Consider the following 17263-nt stretch of genomic DNA (forward strand, 5'->3'; position numbering starts at 1 on the left):
CCCAAGAAACCGCCTCTGGCAAGCCAAAACAACCCCATAAAAAATAAAAAGACGCCCACTTTGTATCAAAATGAGCGTCCTAGTGGTGTAAATGGTCGGTTCAGTAAAAAAATGAGGATTTGCTATGACTATGATGGATGTTCCTGCTGAGGAATCTGCTGCTGGCGCATTGCGCCGTGAGTTTATTGATGATGATTTACTTGATCGCTTGGTGGCGTGTTCTGGTGAGCGTGGCGTGGAGTTGACTGGTGAAGGCGGGTTTTACCGGAGTTGATTAAAGCTGTTCTTGAACGCGGTATGAAGGCTGAGCTGAGGGATCATCTGGGTTACGACAAGCATGATCGGACCGGGTATGGTAGCGGTAATTCGCGTAATGGCACCACGGCTAAAACGGTTCATACCGGAGGTTGGCCCGGTTAAGATTGATCAGCCAAGGGATCGGGCTGGCAGCTTCAAATCGTGTCTGTTGCCGCCGGGTCAGCGGCGCTTGGCGGGTCTTGATGGCATAAAGCACGTGCTTGGCATTTGGGTGCAAGCAGCCGAGGGCGCTAAATTTTGGGCTGGTGTGTGCGCTGAACTGGCCAACCGTGGCGTCAAAGATGTGTTAATAGTCGCCTGCGACGGGCTAACTGGTTTCCCCGAGGCTATCGCGGCGGCTCCAAGGCCTATCTACACAGCGGTTAACGAAGACAGCGCGCTGGAGGCGTTGGATGTCTTCGAGAAAAGCCAGTGGGGCCAAAAATATCCGGCCACACTAGCGGCTTGGCAACGAGCCTGGGACAGGTTCATCCCGTTCCTTGCTTTCGGCCCGGCTACCCGTAAAGCAATCTACACCACCAACAGTATCGAGTCACTGAATTACCAGCTACGTAAAATCATCAAAACCAGAGGTCATTTCCCCTCCGATGCAGCCGCTGTCAAACTCATATGGCTAGCGATAACAAATATCGAAGACAAACGAGCCAGACACCGAGCAAGGTTGCAATTATTCCAATCGAAAGCGCAGGATACGTACAGTGCAATTCAGGGCACACTAGACGCGTCGGATTTAGATTCTAATTAAGCACGCCTTTGGTTATCGTGTGTATCTGATCGGCAAAGCTAGATGTATCCGAATCGTGTGTAACCACTATCACCGCGGCACCGTCATCAGCAGCTGATCGCAACAAACTCATTACCAGTCCGGTAGACTCCTCATCTAAATCTCCCGTGGGCTCGTCTGCTATGACCACCTCAGGGATGTTTATCAATGTGCGCGCTATTATTACACGGCGCGTCTCACCCCCAGATAGTTCCCGCGGGTAAACCTCACTTAGGCCCTCAATTTGCAAAGCTTTCATTAATGATTCAGCCCGCGCATTGACGTCGTAAGGTTTTTCTATACCCCGTTCTTTAGCGATCATCGCCGGTAACAAAATATTTTCACGAACGTTAAGACTAGCGATAAGCGTTTCCTGCTGCGTAGCATATCCAATGCTGCTGCCACGCAAAGTCGAAAGCTCAGAATCATCCAAGTCAGCTAAAAGCTGGCCGCATATGCGCACCTGCCCTCTAGTTGGTTGCAACAATCCAGCAAGCATATTAAGCAAGGTGCTCTTCCCATTACCGGATCTGCCCTGAATTATCACCAACTGCCCGCCACTAACCTGTAAATTTGCCTCTTCCACAGCGTTAAAATAGCTTCCACGCCGGTAAAACTCACGGGTTAATCCACTGGCTTGCACAACAATAGAATTCGCCATTATCCCTCCCTTACCTTGCCTCACGCAAAGTCAAATAAGTCTCATTTTTCAAGGTTTTACCAGCAGCTATTATCGCTGCAAGTATAGAAATGAGCAGGGCTCCGATTACACAGCAAGCAACTACTACAGACGCTGTTGCAAAACTTATATCAAGATAGGGAAGCTCCAACTTGGCACGTATAAGATTGGCAAAGGGATACATTATTATCGCCCCTAATACGCCACCAATCAATCCACCACCCAAGCCGATGAACAAGCACTCTTTACCTAGCATAAACATGAGGCTCTTACGGGTCGCTCCCATTATTCGTAATGATGCCAATTCCTTTTTACGTTCACCTACGGATGTGGCCACAACTGCTACCAAAACTATCAGGCCAACCAACCAAAACATTGCAACTATCAACCAAATGTAACCGATTATAGTTATTGCATTAGCCTTTACCTGCGATGCCATTCCCGCAGAGGAAACTACACCCACATGTTGCATTTTATTGGCCAAAGCATCCCCTACGGCTTCTGCCGGATAGTTCGGATCAACTTTTACCAAGATAGACGAAATTGCTCTACCGTTTGGAGGGTTGTGAATATATTCCACTTGTGAAGAATATTTAAACATTTTCTCCACTGTGTTTTGGTTTACGAACACAACGGTGTCATACGAAGTTCCTGTGCGCGCTAACTTAGCAGCAACATGCCAATACTCATTAAAAAGACGCACCTGCCCATTTGGGTCAGCAAACACGTCAGCGCCTATTATAACTTCGTCATCTTTAAGCTCACCAGCATATTCAGTGGCTATCCACGGTTGTACTACAAAGTCGGTTTTTGGGTTGAATCCAATGATCTGTACGTCCACCGCGCAACAGCCAGCATCAAGTGAGGTCAAGTAGGTTTCAGGGGTTGCAGCACTAACTCCCTCTACCTTACGCACCTCTTCCAATATAGAGTCATCGTTAAAATAAAATTTTTCTTTGGATTTACCAAGTAGAAAGCTTTCGGCTGCCTGCTGGTGTTCGTTTGGAAACACAATCAGATCAGCCCCCATGCGTTGCTCCATAGCAGAAAACCCTCGGCTAAGAGCTAATGACATGAAAGTACCGGAGAAAAAAATAACACTTAAAACAATTACTGTGATTGAAAGCCCTAACGTGCGTCCCGAGTAATATTTAAGATTTTCCTTTGGAAGCTTTCGTAGCCCGACGCCTACCGACGAACTTTTTCCTGCCATGGAACAACCCTTCTTGAGTGTCTATTTACAGTGTTTACACACTTTTATTTCGCGATCTTTTCGCTACGGCAATCAAACCATATAGCCACAAGCGCACACAGCAATGTCAAAACGCTCATTATTACGAGAGTTGGCAACATTACCTGCCTGCAATGCATGGTTGGCATACCACATACGCCTATGAGCACCGTAACCACTAATATTTCCAATACCGCAGCGGCTGCTACTGAGATATTTAGGCCAATGCGTGTTGGAGCCTTTACTAAGAAGTTAATAAGACCCAGTACGGCTATCATAGCGCCAATACCGAGCGAGGCTTTAGCGCTCCAGTGACAAGCCATCATCGGATGGTCACCATGAATTGGACAAGGCTGAGCGAATGTCATAGGCGCTATTGCTATCAACGCCCCAAAAAGAACTGCTGGGATTCCAGCGATATATTTGTTTTTCATGTGTCTCTTACTTCTACTTCAGTGTCGATTAGAAACGCGTTGTGCGAGTCTAAGGCTTTATCCGTCGCGACGCCAAAGCCATGATATCAAGTTAGGTAAGCCTTACCGGTACCTTTGTGGTATTTTGCACGAATCTAAATGATCATAAAAATAGCTTTCCCCTGCAAATAAACACATCACACACCAGTTCAAACCCCAACTAGTTACGCTTTTCACTTTGAAGCGTCCTGGGTTTTGTTCCTACTCGTTTTTGAGAGGATTAGGGATATGTCTAAGAGGTATTCTCAGGAGTTTAAGGATCGTGCGGTGCAAATTCGAAATATGCCAGCCTATTTAATACCGCTTTATTTAACAGTGTTTTAAATCAGCATTACACCCAAAACTTAAAGCTTTTTATTGAGTCCTAACTCGCTGTGCTTCCAGCCACTGCTGCACTCCCGGATGAGCAGTAATCTGCAAATTAGGACTAGCTAGCACCCGGCCATCTACCGTGAAAAAAACCGTGTCTATGTGCTGTTGAGCCGCATCCAAATCCATAGCTCTTTCCAAACCCAACACTAAGAACGCGGTTGCCCAAGCCTCACACTCCATACCATCAGCCGCACAAACTAAAACGGCAGCAAGGTCCGTAAATGCCGGCTTTCCAGTACTTGGATCTAAAACATGGCTAACGCGATTACCCGAACCTATTCGCGTAGCCGTATCAGCACTAACAGAAAGCGCCGGATGAGTAAGCAACAAGTGCCCAAACTCTTCCAATCCCTCCCAAGGGCTTTGCAGGCCAACGCCTACTGGGTCACCCGCAATCGAAATAGAGGAGGAACCAAATGACACCACCACATTTTTTCCACCCTTAGAAACTACCAAATCACGCACCTGATCTGCCGCATACCCCTTGGCGATACCTCCAAAATCAATTATGGAATCACCAAGCTCAAATTCTCTATCCGCCCTTTCAGCCACCAATTTTTTCAAATCATGCATTTGACGGCCCAAAAACGGGTAAAACGCGCCTTGAGTCAAATTCGCGAATTTTACGGCTGCTTCCATAACTCGTGCCAGATCGGAAGAAAACCGATTTGCTTGCAATATGTCTTCCAATCGGAAAAGTAATTCAGCTCCAGCATCATGATTTTCCAAACCAACTTCCACGCTCCCTGCCAAGGTGTAAATTTTGGAAGAATGCAAGATGGAGCTTCTGAATTTTTTCAAAATATCTTCCGAACCTGCATCTAAAATACGGCTAAGTGCAACCACCTGCGAAGTTTGCTTAAATATGCTAAGCCTATTTTCTAGTTCCCTAACTCGTTGACGAATAAGACGCTGAATTTCTTCAACATTCCCCGCCGGTTCCCAAGTGGCGTACACCAGCGTACCCATAGCGGAAAAGCTACATGAACCCTGCCCGATCACTCAGATTACCGCGTCTTACTTTTCGGCGCCGGCGTTAGCCACGGCGTCTTCAACCGCCTGCATGAATAATCTGTGTGAAACAGATCCACCAGCGATGCGCTTAACCTGATTTTGATCCGACGTCTCCTGGAACTCTTGCACATAGCTATGTTCGTACTTTATCGCGTCTTGCGCTCTTTGATAAAAAACCGAATCATGTGGTTTGCCATCGGCTCCCAAACCATAATTTTCATCATGGGGCGTACCATCAGCATCCTTTACTAAAAAGCTTGCCTTAGTGACTTTTCCTCCACTAATTGTGAAATTCACTGTGCCGTAAGAACCATCATATTCTTTTTGTGAAACTCCTTCATATTCCCCATCTGGCAAAGTGTTTACAGCCGGCACATCGGCAGAGCACCCGCCAAGTACTGCAACTCCCACAATCGCTGCCATAGCTAACAATCGGGAACTTCCCATAAGGCCCTCCAAGTTTTCTAACTTTTAAATATTTGGTATTTTGCGCTTATTCGGCTCCTGTTAAGAAGTTTCATCGAAACGTAATCCTTTTACAGGAGCATCGGTCAGATCGGTAACCTCTCGGGCAATTCGCCCGTGCTCTAAAATTATTTGCCGCTGCCCTTGTGCAGCCACTTCGGCGTCATGCGTTACCACTACCAAAGTTGTTCCCTCTTCATGCAGGCGATGAAAGAAATCGATAACTATTTTTTCATTAGTCTCATCTAAATTTCCGGTGGGTTCATCAGCGAGTATCACGGCCGGACGATTTATTAAAGCTCTGGCCACACAAACACGCTGTTGTTCCCCTCCAGAAAGTTCATGAGGTAGATGCGTAGCTCTGTCTTTCATCCCCACCTGTTCCAGTGCTTCAAGTGCTTCCTGCTCATCAGGAACCGAATGATAGTACTGCGCCAACATCACGTTTTCCACAGCGGTTAGGTGTTTAACCAGGTGGAACTGTTGGAACACTAGGCCGATTTTATGACGGCGTACATCTGCCAGCTCCACCTCGCCCATTTTATCTAGGCGGTCGCCTTCTAAAAGAACCTCACCCGAAGTGGGTGAATCCAAACAACCCAAAATATTCATCAGGGTCGATTTCCCCGAACCAGATGGGCCCACTATGGAAAGCCATTGACCACGCGGAATTTCCAAGCTCACGTTGTCGAGTGCGGCAAGATCGCCGTAGTGCCGACTAGCCGAGCGTACTGAATATATAGAATCTGCGGGCATTATTCTCCCCCTAGAACTTGTGAAGGATCTATTTTGGTGATCCTGCGTGCTGGCATCAAACAGCCCAGCATCGCTATGACTATTGAAAATATGAGTGTTATTGGCACGACCCACCAATTTATATTCAAGTGTATGGCAAACACACGGAGTGATATTTCCGCTGCGATCCACACCCCTGTAGCTGCACCTAACATCCCTCCAAATACCCCCAGCATCAGCGATTCTCCTACGAATTCGCGCATAACATCACCGGGCAGTGCACCAAGAGCCTTCTTCAATCCGATTTCCTTGGAGCGTTCAGAAATTATCGAATTAAGAGTTGTGGAAACCGCTATCAAGGTGAGCAGCGATATTATTGCCGAAACTATCCAAATTAAGGTACGCAAAGTGGCGGTGATTCCGGTTTCCGCCTCTGAAATACGGCGCACTACTTGAGCGTCAGCATTTTTTACTTTAGTGTTTATTTGTTTGGCGTATTGCGCAATCACTTTAGAGTCTGCATCTATTGAGTACTCTATGATGTCATAACCACGATCTCCTAAAAATTCACTTAATGTTTTAGTGCTCATTACTATTTGCTCGTCTTCCGGCCCTCCGGTGTGAATGATTCCAGAAACTTTCATCTGTTTAGAGACCGCATTTTCAGACGTGGGTTGCATCAGACCAACCTCATCCCCAATTGAGAAACGATAACGCGTAGCCACATCTGCGCCCACCAAGAATTCATCATCATTCGCAGGCATTTTCCCATCTAAGTTCCAATATGGGCGTACACCTTGCACAGCGTCCAAATCTGTTGCCATTACCTGCAATGGCTGCTGATTGTATAGTAGGTTTCCATACTGGTATCCGGCGCGTTTAAGTACGCTATTGCCAACTATGGAATCAGTTTCCTGCAATGTGCCATCCGTAAGGTTATCTGAAGAGTCAGGCAATATAACCATATTAGCACCGAACGCACGCAACTCCTTACTCATTTGGGCCGGAACAGTGAAGGCCACCAAACCCAATGCGGCCAAAGTTGTACCCCCCACCGCTATTGACAGGGAGGCAATGAAAACACGGGTAATCCGATTTAAAAATGCCTTCCAGATCATGCGCAAATACATCGCAGTATGCTTATTCTTCACGTTTACCTCCCGTGCAACACTTGGGCCGGCTGCACACGTACCAGTGAACGGATGGCAGGCAAAGATCCCAAAAGTACGGTTACAAACACAATTAACGTCATTAGAGGGGCCACAATTGGCCGCATAGCGATAGCAGATCCAAAAACAATGTGTCCGATTAGTTGAGCCAATCCGAAACCTAAAGCAAATCCAACAACTCCGCCAAACAACCCAACGATCAGCACCTCTGTCAATATGAGTCGAATAATTTCTCGGTTTCGTGCACCTATAGCCTTCATTAAACCAATTTCACGTGAACGCTCCATAACCGAAGCGAACACCAAATTCGCAATCCCTAAAGACGATCCAATCACTGCAAATAGGGCAACAAAAGACATAATAAGCTCAGTTTTATTAAGGATCTCCCCCTCAGTATCTGCAACTTGACGTACAGGCTTAGCCACTGCGTTGGTCATAACTTCCTCTATCTGATAGGCAATAGAGGAAACATAGGCCGTGCAATACCATGTTTCCCACTCGTCCAAAGTGAGCAATGTAGGATCTTCAGCAGCTTTACGAGACAGATCATTATCCGGCGTAGTAATTGCGCGTACCTCTACCCGATCAACCTCATTATCCCGCCCGGTAAGCTGTTGAACCAGATCAAGATCTGCATATATTTGCGAATCTTCCGCATCTCCGCCCGTAAAAATTCCGGAAATAACCACATCGGTAAAATCACCATTTTTATCACGAATTTGTAAAGTATCGTCAACTTTCCAATCATTCTTTGCAGCAATACGGGAACCCACTATTACCTCTTTAGGCGTCTTTCCCCAAGTACCTTCCCATTTCCACCATTCCCGCATGCCGTCCATACCCGTCATAACCTTTTCTCCGGTTGGAATGACGAGTTCTTTATCAAACCAGGTACCCCGCACCTGCTCATCCTTACCGTCTACTTCAAGCTTTGTTTCCAAATAGGGAGTGAAGTTTTCAATATTGTACGTCCAAAATATAGTTTTCATATTCGGTAATTCATCTTCCCGCAACGCGCCGCCACCCTGCTCGGAAGAGTCAATATTGTACAAATCCGCGGCCATTGCCCTACCTTGGGGAAGAACCTGCAAATTAGAACCATAAGAGCTGAGTTCTTCTTGCACTTTATCTCCAACATCAAGCATCACCGCCAGCATCGATGTGGTAAGGGAAGCACCCAACATTACTGTCACAGCTATCATCAGGCGTTTAACTGCTTGCCTACGCAACGCGCGGGCTATCATAATCCAGAAAAACATATCACCTAAACACCTTTTCGTGGCTTTCTAACTCTTCAACGGAAAACTTTAAGCGAGTATCTTCCACCTCATATTTGATTGGGATCGGGTTGCAACCGCCGGGGAATCCAATGGTTTGCACGTTCATCATCACGTCACACTTAGAACAAATTATTTTTCCCTTATCTTCGTAATATCCGGCATCTCCGCAAATTTCACAGGCATCTAAACCTACACCAAAAGCGACCCCATTTTTACGCACCACCAAAAATCTAACTTCCACTCCGTTTGCTGTTTTGTACCCAAAACGATGCAAGTGACCATCAGAAACCAGCAGACGATCCACGTATACAAAATCGCCTTCCAAGGTCGTGGCTTCCAAATCTGTTGGTTCAGGAACATACTCTGAACGTATCTTTCCATCCGTCAACGACCAGGCAAACGCAATTGCAAGAACCATAGATAAACCAAAAAATTTACGGCGGCTTATGGTGTCTGCTTTTTGTAAACGGCGCTCTGCAGGATTATGTGGAGGTTTTTTAACCTGCGTCCACAGCGCGATAAAACCAGGGAAAGCAATTAGAAACACTAGTATCAGCTGAGTCATCGCCTCGTTGCGTTGAATCCACAAAACTATGTCAAATAGACCGGCAAAAGACGGCACTATCCGCCTCGTAGCGAACTGTTGATACAGTAAAATCATGCGAGGCAGTATCATCGCCATGAAAACTACCGAAGTGACTAGGGTGCGCACCCACCAAGGAACTTTTTTCGCACATTGGACATATCCCCAACAGGCAACCACCACCAAAATTGTTCCTAAAGAAAACCCGGCCAAACGTAAAAGGGAAGCGGTTTCAAAAACTGATCCACCCGTGTGCACAATCGAATCGGTGGAATAAAAATATGGAACCGCATAATAAAGAGCAGAGGTACATATAGCCAATATCGCGGTTATGGTCAGCCCCCGGTGGCGCATTCCCTGGTTTATATCATGCAAATCCCTATCGCCAAACAACCAAAGCATTGCCAAAAACGCGAACACGGTAATAAACAGCGCGATTCCCGCCCAGGCGGTAAAAACAGGAATATCAACGTGCGAGGTGTTCAACCGCAACCATGTAAAAACACCCGCGCCCAAAAGGCCAATAGCGGTTGAAGCAAAAGTTAGTTTGGCAACCGTTTGTCGCTCCATAGGTGCATGAGCTCGACTGGCTACCAAAATACCCACCGCTAGGCACAAAGGAAGCGCCGTTTGAATTGAAACAATAAACAATTCCAGCATGTAAATCCCTGCATAAAAGTTAAAAATAGCTACTAAATTATTTAGTCAAAATAACCGATTATGAAACTGTACATAAGTGTGAGAGCTCGGCGGCAATGCCCCGAGCTCTCACACGCGGTTAGCTTAAAGCAGCTGGCCGTCCCACTTCCAGTTTTCGAAAGTGAACTTCAGTGGCTCGGTCCAGAAACGCCCGTGAACAGCGGAGGTATCTTTTCCAGTGTGCAGCATGAACTTGTCAGCAGGTGAAGGAATCTCAACTTCAACACGGTACTTGCCCGGTTTCAGCTTGATGTTATTTCCGTAGTGCGGGCCGTCAGAAGCCACCATGGGCATCATCGTCCCTAAATCCTTGACCAAGTCACCCGTGTCCTGATCATAAACTTTCACTTTGACATCCAAGTAAGGCATGAACTGATCGGCTTCATAACCGATTTCATCAGCCTTCTCATTGGTAGCAACGTCAACTTCGAAGTGCATGTCAGATTCGGAAGCCGGCGGTACTAGCACGGAGCCTTGCTCCATGTCGATTGCCTGGAAGTAAACCAAATCAACAGTTAACGGACCACTGGTCTGCGGGCCTGAATCGCCAACCGGAATTTCGTTAATTCCTACTGCCTGCCCTTTTTCAGCAGAGCCTTTCTTTTCGTCGGCGGGCTTCTGCTCAGAAGTAGCCTTTTCATCCTTGGGCTTGTCACCCGAATTATTCGAGCAAGCAGCAAGACTGAAGGTAAGCGCACATGCCGCTAGAAGAGCAACCATTGCTTTCTTTATCTTCATTTATTTTTCCTTTCGTGTTTCGGGATTTTCCCGCCAAAACTGGAGATATTTAGAACTGATGCAACGTTACTAACTAAACAGAAGTTGTATCTTTCACCGATCCCTGCTCATTATTTGTTGCGCTAGCACAGCTCTCCCGTTTTGTGTTTTTGCTGATGCGATATTGCACAACAGCCAAAATTATGAGAATTACAACCACAATTGCCTGTGCCACCAAAGTCTGAACAGTTGGATAAAGGCCAAGCACAGCTATTTCCGGTACGCCCGGAACTTCAGTTGCATGCAGCCAAGTTGCATCCTGGAACTCTTTAGCAGCACCACCCGCAATGGTAACTGCCAATATACCCAACAGAACCGAAGTCCACCGGAAGAACTTCCTGATTGGTAGACGAACTCCAAATACCCACACCAGTAGGAATAGGATTACCAAAATGACTAGTGCAGCTCCCACCCCAAGCCAAATGAATGCGTAATCCAAACCGGAACGCGCCGCGGTGAGTATAGGAGAGAAGAACAATATGGTTTCCGCACCCTCACGCAACACCGCCAGGAACGCAACCAAGGCTAGTCCGAATATGCCACCCGACTGAGTCTTAGATCCAGCAACAGATCGCATGTACTCATCCCATTTGGCCCCGTGAGACTTGGAGAAGATCCAGTTGGAAACGTATATGAGCATCAACACCGCAGCAATACCGGTAAAGCCCTCGATCAACTCTTGTGCCAACCCTGAAACATTTGATGTGAGGCGAGCCAGCACTATAGCTAGCATTACCGACAAGGCAATGGCTGCGACCACGCCAACCATGATTCCAGCTACCTGATCCTTACGCTTTGCCTTCATGGCATAGGTAATAACAGCAGCCACAACTAGAAGGGCTTCAGCACCCTCACGCAGCAGAATTAGGAACGAGGCAAAGAATCCCTTCCACCCAAGTCCCTCATTGAGACCAGCCAGCTTGTCCAGCTCAGTGGCGTCCTCATTCACCATTGACTTTAAGTTTTCAGCTATCTTGACAACTTCATCGTGTGCCAATCCGCCACGAATTCCCTGACGCAGATCTCGGAATCCTTTTTCAACTTCAGAAACTCGCCCCTGCCCTATGTAGGAGATTGTTGCCTTCTCTAGCCCCTCGGCTTCATAGTGTTGTAAGTAGGCAGCGGTAGCGTGCTTGTAGCCCTTATCCACATCACCCGCGCCGTACTCTTTAACAGAGGTGTCAATATTTTCCACGATTGCCTGGGCTACCCTAGTCCACTGATCTGAAATAGTCTTAGTGGTGGCAAGTTCGGCAACGTCTTTATTTAGATGGTCAATGGCAGTTTTTACCGCTTGTTCAACCTCGTCTTGAGATGCTCCCGCATTGGAAAGCGTGCGCACGGTTAGCAAAACTGCAACAAAGTCTTCTTGCCTATCCCGCCCAAGCCTGTGGCGAATTTGATCTTCAAGGCCGGAAACCTGGTAAATATCATAGTAAGCTTTTCTGATGGAATTCTGCACTGCCTTAGAATCTCCCGAAGCATACTCGGCAGGAATACCCTCCAGGCACTCTTCCATTTTTGTTACTACCGGCTGCCAATCTTCTTCTTGTGCATTCGCCGTAATAGACGAAGAAAGAGCGAAGAACACTCCCACAAAGAGGAAAATCGCTAAAACCTTCGATATTCGCACTCCCGATGCACTGTTAAGTGAAAACGCCCTCATACACCCTTCAGCTTTCGTTAGCCTAACCTAATAGCCGGTATCAGCATATACATTACCACTTCAATTACGCAAGGCCGGCATGTTGAAAATAGAATCTTTGAGAACAAGTTCTCAAAGGGACACTCCAAATGAGAGCTAACCTAAAGTGAAGTGTACTGGGTTTGTTCCTACTCGTTTTTGAGAGGATTAGGGATATGTCTAAGAGGTATTCTCAGGAGTTTAAGGATCGTTAGGAAAACCTGTCAATATTCTTTTACTTCCTGCCGCTATTTACATAGTTGTGTCAGTTTTAGCTTTAATCTTGCTTATCGCTACGCTGAAGCAAACAAATAGTGACATTAAAAAGAGATGGGTAAAAGTAATTCTCATGGTTGCGTTTCTTACAGGCACAGTAGCTTTTGCAGGGACTGTCATTAACATGGATAGTTACGGCATAGTTCCTTCTAAGCAAGGCGCTACCAATTGTCGAGTTATCTATTCGTGGGGGAATAGCTCGATGCATCACAGATTTGGGCGATTCTATACCGTGTCGAATAATTTTCATCTTGGCGTCAAAACGCCGTATTCGTGGTCGGCCAAAGGCTCAGGAAAAATACATGACACCGCTTGGGAAGTGCGCTGGGAATCAGGAATCGGGACACTTCATCCCCGCACAGATATAGGAATAGACCCTGACACAGATATCCCAGCGCGCTTCACCTGCGACGAGTGAATGTGGTTTAGCCTTTACTTAGACACGTTGCATAGATGTATGCAAGACGATTCGCTTCGCTTTGATCAGGCAAACGATTAGCATGAGCAGCCATAGTGAGCGAACCTCCCAGCTCTCGCAGAAGTAGACGGCCAGCTGCGCGTACTGGATCTCAAACGCGAACACGTACGCCAAGCCATCCGCCAAGCTGGGGAAGCTAAAATGCTCTACGCCTCGGATCTCGCACATGACTACCAGTAGAAAATAGAAAAAGGAGCTAAGAAGTCTGTTCACTCTACAAACTTTTTAGCGCCAGCAACACTTTTTAGCGTCTCCGCCCAAGCACGCACCCACTAGCTGAAATCAGCCTCAGGCACGTCGTCTCGATGACCCTAGCAGAGGCAAGCGAGCGCGCGAGTGAAACCCAGAAATCTGCGCTGACAAGCCAAACCGCCCCTCCGCACAACATAAAAACAGGACGCTCACTTTGTAGCAAAATGAGCGTCCTAATGGTACTAGTAATCCCTGCCGGGATTACGCACTATTTCGTCGTCCTTACTAATGAAAAAGCCCGAAGGCTTTTTCACCGTTCGGACTTCTCATAGTGGAGCTAAGGGGATTCGAACCCCTGACCTTCTCATTGCGAACGAGACGCGCTACCAACTGCGCCATAGCCCCAATGCCTATTTATGCTACCACGGAAGTTTTCCACTGCACTACTTCCAGGATTAAGAGGCGAGAAAAACCACACAGCACCGCGTTTTTCTCTTATATTTTCTCTTGTATTTTTCTCGCAATTCCCTAGTGCACTTCGCTCGCAATTTCTTGAAACACTACTAAATACTAGCCAAGGCCGCTAACACTAACCGAGTATTACTAGGCGCGCCGGCGAGCTAATAGATCGTCAAGAGTATTGCCACTACCCAGCAAATCTAGGCGTGATTCTTCCGATCCGCTCATCTCCGGTGCAGCATGCGCTGCCGCTACTTCGGCATTGCCGATTCGCTCTCCTGGGCGCTGCGGACGATACGGGACGGCCGCTTCTGCCACCGGACTCGGCTCATAGGGCTTTACGGTACGTTTCTGTATCGGCTCTCCCACCTGCCCGAGCGCACGCCCCTTTCCTTTCAAGGTATAGCTAGGCTTTGCGATTGCTGCAGAGCGAGATGAAGCAGCCAGCTGTTCTTTCGCCGCGCTGCCTGATTCAGTGCGCGCCGCCTTTTCCGAACGAGAACGGGAAGCATATTGACGCGAAGGAGCAGCCGCTTTTGCGCTCGCTTCGGTAGTTCTTTCCACACCTGCCGGCAAAGTTTCGCCAGCTAACGATGCCGATTCCGCCACTTCTTGTTCCGAAAGAGTAGATGCTGATAATTGCGCCCGCGCCTCCGCTATGCGTGCCATCTTCTGCCCGGCCGGCACTCTCCGGCGCGCCGGTGCAATACTGCGGGAACGCTGCGCGCGCGCTTTCGGTGCTCCGTGCGCACCCAAAATTTCGTCACTCCGCGCAATTATTTCTTGGTCTTTTAGCGTTTCCTGACCCCAAACTTGCTGGAAATGACGCAGAGCAACTCCATATCCCAAGCTCAAAACAATGCATATAACCGGCACTGCCCAAGAAAGCACCGATACTAGCAGCAGAACCCACGCTAAAAGCGTGATTCCTAGCAAAGCTGCCCCGCCTAGCATAGCTCGGCTTCTATATACAGAACGGCGCACAATTCGCGCGCGAGCCCGTGCTCTTCCGCGCGCTACTGCACGTAAATCACGGGTTTTTTCCCGTGGTGCCGGTTTTTCAGCCATTGCCTTGCGCTCCCTTATAAAAATAGTTCCGTATTCATGGCGTTCATTTACTGCCGCCGTAGGCACTGTATGAAGCAAACGCAACTGCGCTGAATACTTTTCTTCGCTGTGTACTTCGTTGAGCACACTGCGCCGCTGCCACAGAGCCGGAGCCAGATAGAGAAGAATCAGCACCACTGCGACTGCGATTGCTAAACCTTCTCCACCCATACTTTTACGCTATAAAACTCTACTCTTTTCCGCAGTATTCCCGCGGCGGTGTGTTGCTCGCTTTTCCTTATTCTAAGAACGAAAAGTGTCACTCCGTTATCATTATTCACAATACTCCCGCAGATATATTTTCAGACGGGTACACTCGCTTATGGCAAGATAAAATATTTAAGGAAATAAAGTATAAATACCGACCCGCGATAAAGTAATCGGAGCAGGAAATGGCGCATTCTTCTTTACACCTACCTAATATCGAGGATTTAGAAGAAGAGGACGCCAAGCAACTATTACGCGCCGCAGTGCGCGAGCATCGCCGGCAGCGCAGCGAAAAATCTCGCCAAGACCTATCCCAATTATGGATAAGTACGGTACTGGATTTTTTGGGCGATGCTAAGACAGTAGCGGGATTCGTTTCCACTGAATTTGAACCCCAAACTTTCGATTTATGTACGATGATTGCCGACAGTGGAAAACAACTCCTGCTGCCGAAACTCGGGCCCGGGCTTACCCGCTCCTGGGGATTTTTTAAGGGGCGCGACGACTTGACGCAGATGGCTCCGGGGCGTCCGCCCGAGCCCACCGGCCCAGCATTTGATAACGAAGTACTCGCCAGCGTAGATGCCTTAATTATGCCGGCGCTACTCGTATCGCGTTTCGGCGAACGTCTCGGGCAAGGAGGCGGGTGGTACGACCGCGCCCTAAAAGCAGCTAAACCGGGCACGCGGATTGGCGCAATGATATATCCGGAAGAGTACGTAGATTTCCACTTGCCGCAGAATGACCTCGATATGCTCATCCCTTATGTATTACTACCAGAGCAAATAATTACCACGACCATAGCTGCCTAGGATTGCCACACTTTTCTATCGCTGGCGTATTTTCTTAGCTTCTGTGCGGCTTTCGCACCCTCGCGCAAGTTCCTAGCCTTAGCTCTCGCCTGGCTTTCTTAGCTCTAGCTCCCAATCTCGTGCGGCTCTCCCGCCTTAGTTTTCCACTAGCGCAGAAACCGGAGAGCTTTTCCCCAGATTTCTGGTATCTACTTCTAGGAGCCGGACCTTTTTCCAGAATTTAAGTATGAAGAAATCAGCACTGCGAGCGCAGCGAACTGCTTTACCTGTGCGCGCCTTTATCTGGAGATGGAAATGGGTAGGGATTGCCCTCCTCCTCGCTTTACTTTTAGAAAGTGGTTGGACGGCTTTTACTGATTTACGCCCCGGCACAGTGCAAATCGCGGTAACGAAAAAGGCTCTCTACACCGGAGCGGAATTGACGGCGGGAGATTTAGAAATGGTGGCGGTGCCCGTAAATATGGCACCGGCGTCGAGCATAAAAAATATCCAAGAAGTACTCGGGAAATCGCTTATTACACCGTTACCTCCGGGAATCCCTCTCGCTGCCGAGATGCTATTAGATGGAAGTCTCCGCGAGCACGCGCCGCCGGGAATGGTGATAATTGCGTTAGCGATTAGCAATGCAGCGATACCGGATATGTTGCAAATAGGCGACCGAATCGATCTCTATGCAATCGGAAAAAACTATAAGTCTTTGGCAGCAGCTGGAACTGGTGAAACTAGTGGAGTTGCTGAAACAGGAGCGAAAGTAGATTCCGATAGAGCAGAGAGCGGCAATGGCGATAGTAGTGCTAGTAACAGCAGCACTATCCGAAAAAATGCGCAGATACTAAGCCGGGGGGCAATAGTGGTCAGTAAAATGAAAAAATCCTCTGATTCCTTGCTGGGGAAGCAGCTTCCCGATAACGAAAATAGTTTACTCGTGGCGGTACCCGAAGCAGATGCCCCCGCAGTGCTATCTGCCCAAGTCGAGGCACCTCTTTTTCCGGTTTTGAATACCGGTACTACTCCGTAAAGTTCTTGCTCAGAAGCTCATCATGCATAGAGTGTTAGAATTGCTATGCAACAGAGGAGGAAAAATGCTGCAAGGATTTAAGGAATTCATTAGCCGCGGGAATGTAATTGATTTGGCAGTAGGCGTGATCATTGGAGCTGCTTTTACCCCGATAGTGAGCGCACTTACCGATAACATCTTGATGCCGCTCATCGGAGCTATTTTTGGCAAACCCAATTTTGACCACATCTGGACTATCCATTTAAATGGCGCCACTATTTTACCGGGCACCTTCGTGACTGCCGTAGTTAATTTTCTGATAGTAGCAGCCGCTATCTACTTTTTCGTAGTAGTCCCGCTCAATAAACTTAATAGCCACAAGAAAGCTACGGCAGAGGCGGATAACGCTGCTCCCACGCCAGATCCCGAGGTGCTGTTACTGCAAGAAATCCGCGATTTACTGGCAGAGAATAACCACTCCGCACACTAATAG

General features: G+C 47.8%; 15 protein-coding genes, 1 tRNA gene and 1 pseudogene. 4 read left to right on the forward strand and 13 right to left on the reverse strand.

The annotated features are described in order from the left end of the window. Positions 1-124: 124 nt before the first annotated feature. Positions 125-979 (forward strand): annotated as a pseudogene (locus BQ7117_RS07510) (transposase); the annotation flags it as partial. Positions 980-1055: 76 nt separating this feature from the next. On the opposite strand, the gene BQ7117_RS00055 reads toward BQ7117_RS07510, so the two are convergent. The 13 genes from BQ7117_RS00055 to BQ7117_RS00120 all read right to left on the reverse strand — a co-directional run bounded on the left by BQ7117_RS00055 (position 1056) and on the right by BQ7117_RS00120 (position 14925). Further along, complete coding sequence (locus tag BQ7117_RS00055; RefSeq protein WP_073995645.1) at positions 1056-1742, reverse strand: ABC transporter ATP-binding protein; 687 nt, start codon at positions 1740-1742, stop codon at positions 1056-1058. Between the two features lie 10 nt (positions 1743-1752). Next, a complete protein-coding gene (locus BQ7117_RS00060; RefSeq protein ID WP_073995646.1) occupies positions 1753-2973 on the reverse strand; it encodes an ABC transporter permease in 1221 nt (406 codons plus the stop codon). Positions 2974-3017: 44 nt separating this feature from the next. Next, positions 3018-3425 (reverse strand): DUF4418 family protein, encoded by a 408-nt coding sequence (locus BQ7117_RS00065; RefSeq protein ID WP_073995647.1) that lies wholly within the window; start codon positions 3423-3425, stop codon positions 3018-3020. Between the two features lie 393 nt (positions 3426-3818). Next, complete coding sequence (locus BQ7117_RS00070; protein WP_073995648.1) at positions 3819-4805, reverse strand: FAD:protein FMN transferase; 987 nt, start codon at positions 4803-4805, stop codon at positions 3819-3821. A 48-nt stretch (positions 4806-4853) separates the two neighbouring features. Next, complete coding sequence (locus BQ7117_RS00075) at positions 4854-5297, reverse strand: FMN-binding protein (protein ID WP_073995649.1); 444 nt, start codon at positions 5295-5297, stop codon at positions 4854-4856. A 60-nt stretch (positions 5298-5357) separates the two neighbouring features. Continuing rightward, a complete protein-coding gene (locus tag BQ7117_RS00080; RefSeq protein WP_073995650.1) occupies positions 5358-6071 on the reverse strand; it encodes an ABC transporter ATP-binding protein in 714 nt (237 codons plus the stop codon). Continuing rightward, complete coding sequence (locus BQ7117_RS00085; protein WP_084789771.1) at positions 6071-7201, reverse strand: ABC transporter permease; 1131 nt, start codon at positions 7199-7201, stop codon at positions 6071-6073. Before BQ7117_RS00085 ends, BQ7117_RS00080 begins: the two co-directional genes overlap by 1 nt. A 2-nt stretch (positions 7202-7203) precedes the next feature. Beyond that, the gene (locus BQ7117_RS00090) at positions 7204-8478 is read right to left on the reverse strand and encodes an ABC transporter permease (protein ID WP_073995651.1); all 1275 of its coding nucleotides are present in this window, start codon (positions 8476-8478) and stop codon (positions 7204-7206) included. Position 8479: 1 nt separating this feature from the next. Next, positions 8480-9742 carry a DUF2318 domain-containing protein gene (locus BQ7117_RS00095; RefSeq protein WP_073995652.1) on the reverse strand — a complete coding sequence of 421 codons (1263 nt, stop codon included), beginning with the start codon at positions 9740-9742 and terminating at the stop codon, positions 8480-8482. Between the two features lie 123 nt (positions 9743-9865). Further along, complete coding sequence (locus BQ7117_RS00100; protein WP_073995653.1) at positions 9866-10519, reverse strand: iron transporter; 654 nt, start codon at positions 10517-10519, stop codon at positions 9866-9868. Positions 10520-10592: 73 nt separating this feature from the next. After that, on the reverse strand, positions 10593-12191 hold the full coding sequence (locus BQ7117_RS00105) for an FTR1 family iron permease (protein WP_237563017.1): 1599 nt from the start codon (positions 12189-12191) through the stop codon (positions 10593-10595). 1329 nt (positions 12192-13520) lie between these two features. After that, a tRNA-Ala gene (locus BQ7117_RS00115) sits at positions 13521-13593 on the reverse strand. A gap of 198 nt (positions 13594-13791) precedes the next feature. Next, entirely contained in the window at positions 13792-14925 is a 1134-nt protein-coding gene (locus tag BQ7117_RS00120; protein WP_073995656.1) for a hypothetical protein, read from the reverse strand. 221 nt (positions 14926-15146) lie between these two features. Between BQ7117_RS00120 and BQ7117_RS00125 the strand changes: the two genes are divergently transcribed. The 3 genes from BQ7117_RS00125 to mscL all read left to right on the forward strand — a co-directional run bounded on the left by BQ7117_RS00125 (position 15147) and on the right by mscL (position 17260). Then, positions 15147-15773 (forward strand): 5-formyltetrahydrofolate cyclo-ligase, encoded by a 627-nt coding sequence (locus BQ7117_RS00125; RefSeq protein ID WP_073995657.1) that lies wholly within the window; start codon positions 15147-15149, stop codon positions 15771-15773. Between the two features lie 226 nt (positions 15774-15999). Continuing rightward, positions 16000-16791 carry an SAF domain-containing protein gene (locus tag BQ7117_RS00130; protein ID WP_073995658.1) on the forward strand — a complete coding sequence of 264 codons (792 nt, stop codon included), beginning with the start codon at positions 16000-16002 and terminating at the stop codon, positions 16789-16791. A 64-nt stretch (positions 16792-16855) separates the two neighbouring features. Beyond that, complete coding sequence (gene mscL / locus BQ7117_RS00135) at positions 16856-17260, forward strand: large conductance mechanosensitive channel protein MscL (RefSeq protein WP_073995659.1); 405 nt, start codon at positions 16856-16858, stop codon at positions 17258-17260. The last annotated feature ends 3 nt before the right edge of the window (positions 17261-17263 follow it).

Origin of the sequence: Arcanobacterium urinimassiliense (assembly GCF_900119495.1) — a bacterium.
GTDB classification, from domain to species: domain Bacteria; phylum Actinomycetota; class Actinomycetes; order Actinomycetales; family Actinomycetaceae; genus Arcanobacterium_A; species Arcanobacterium_A urinimassiliense.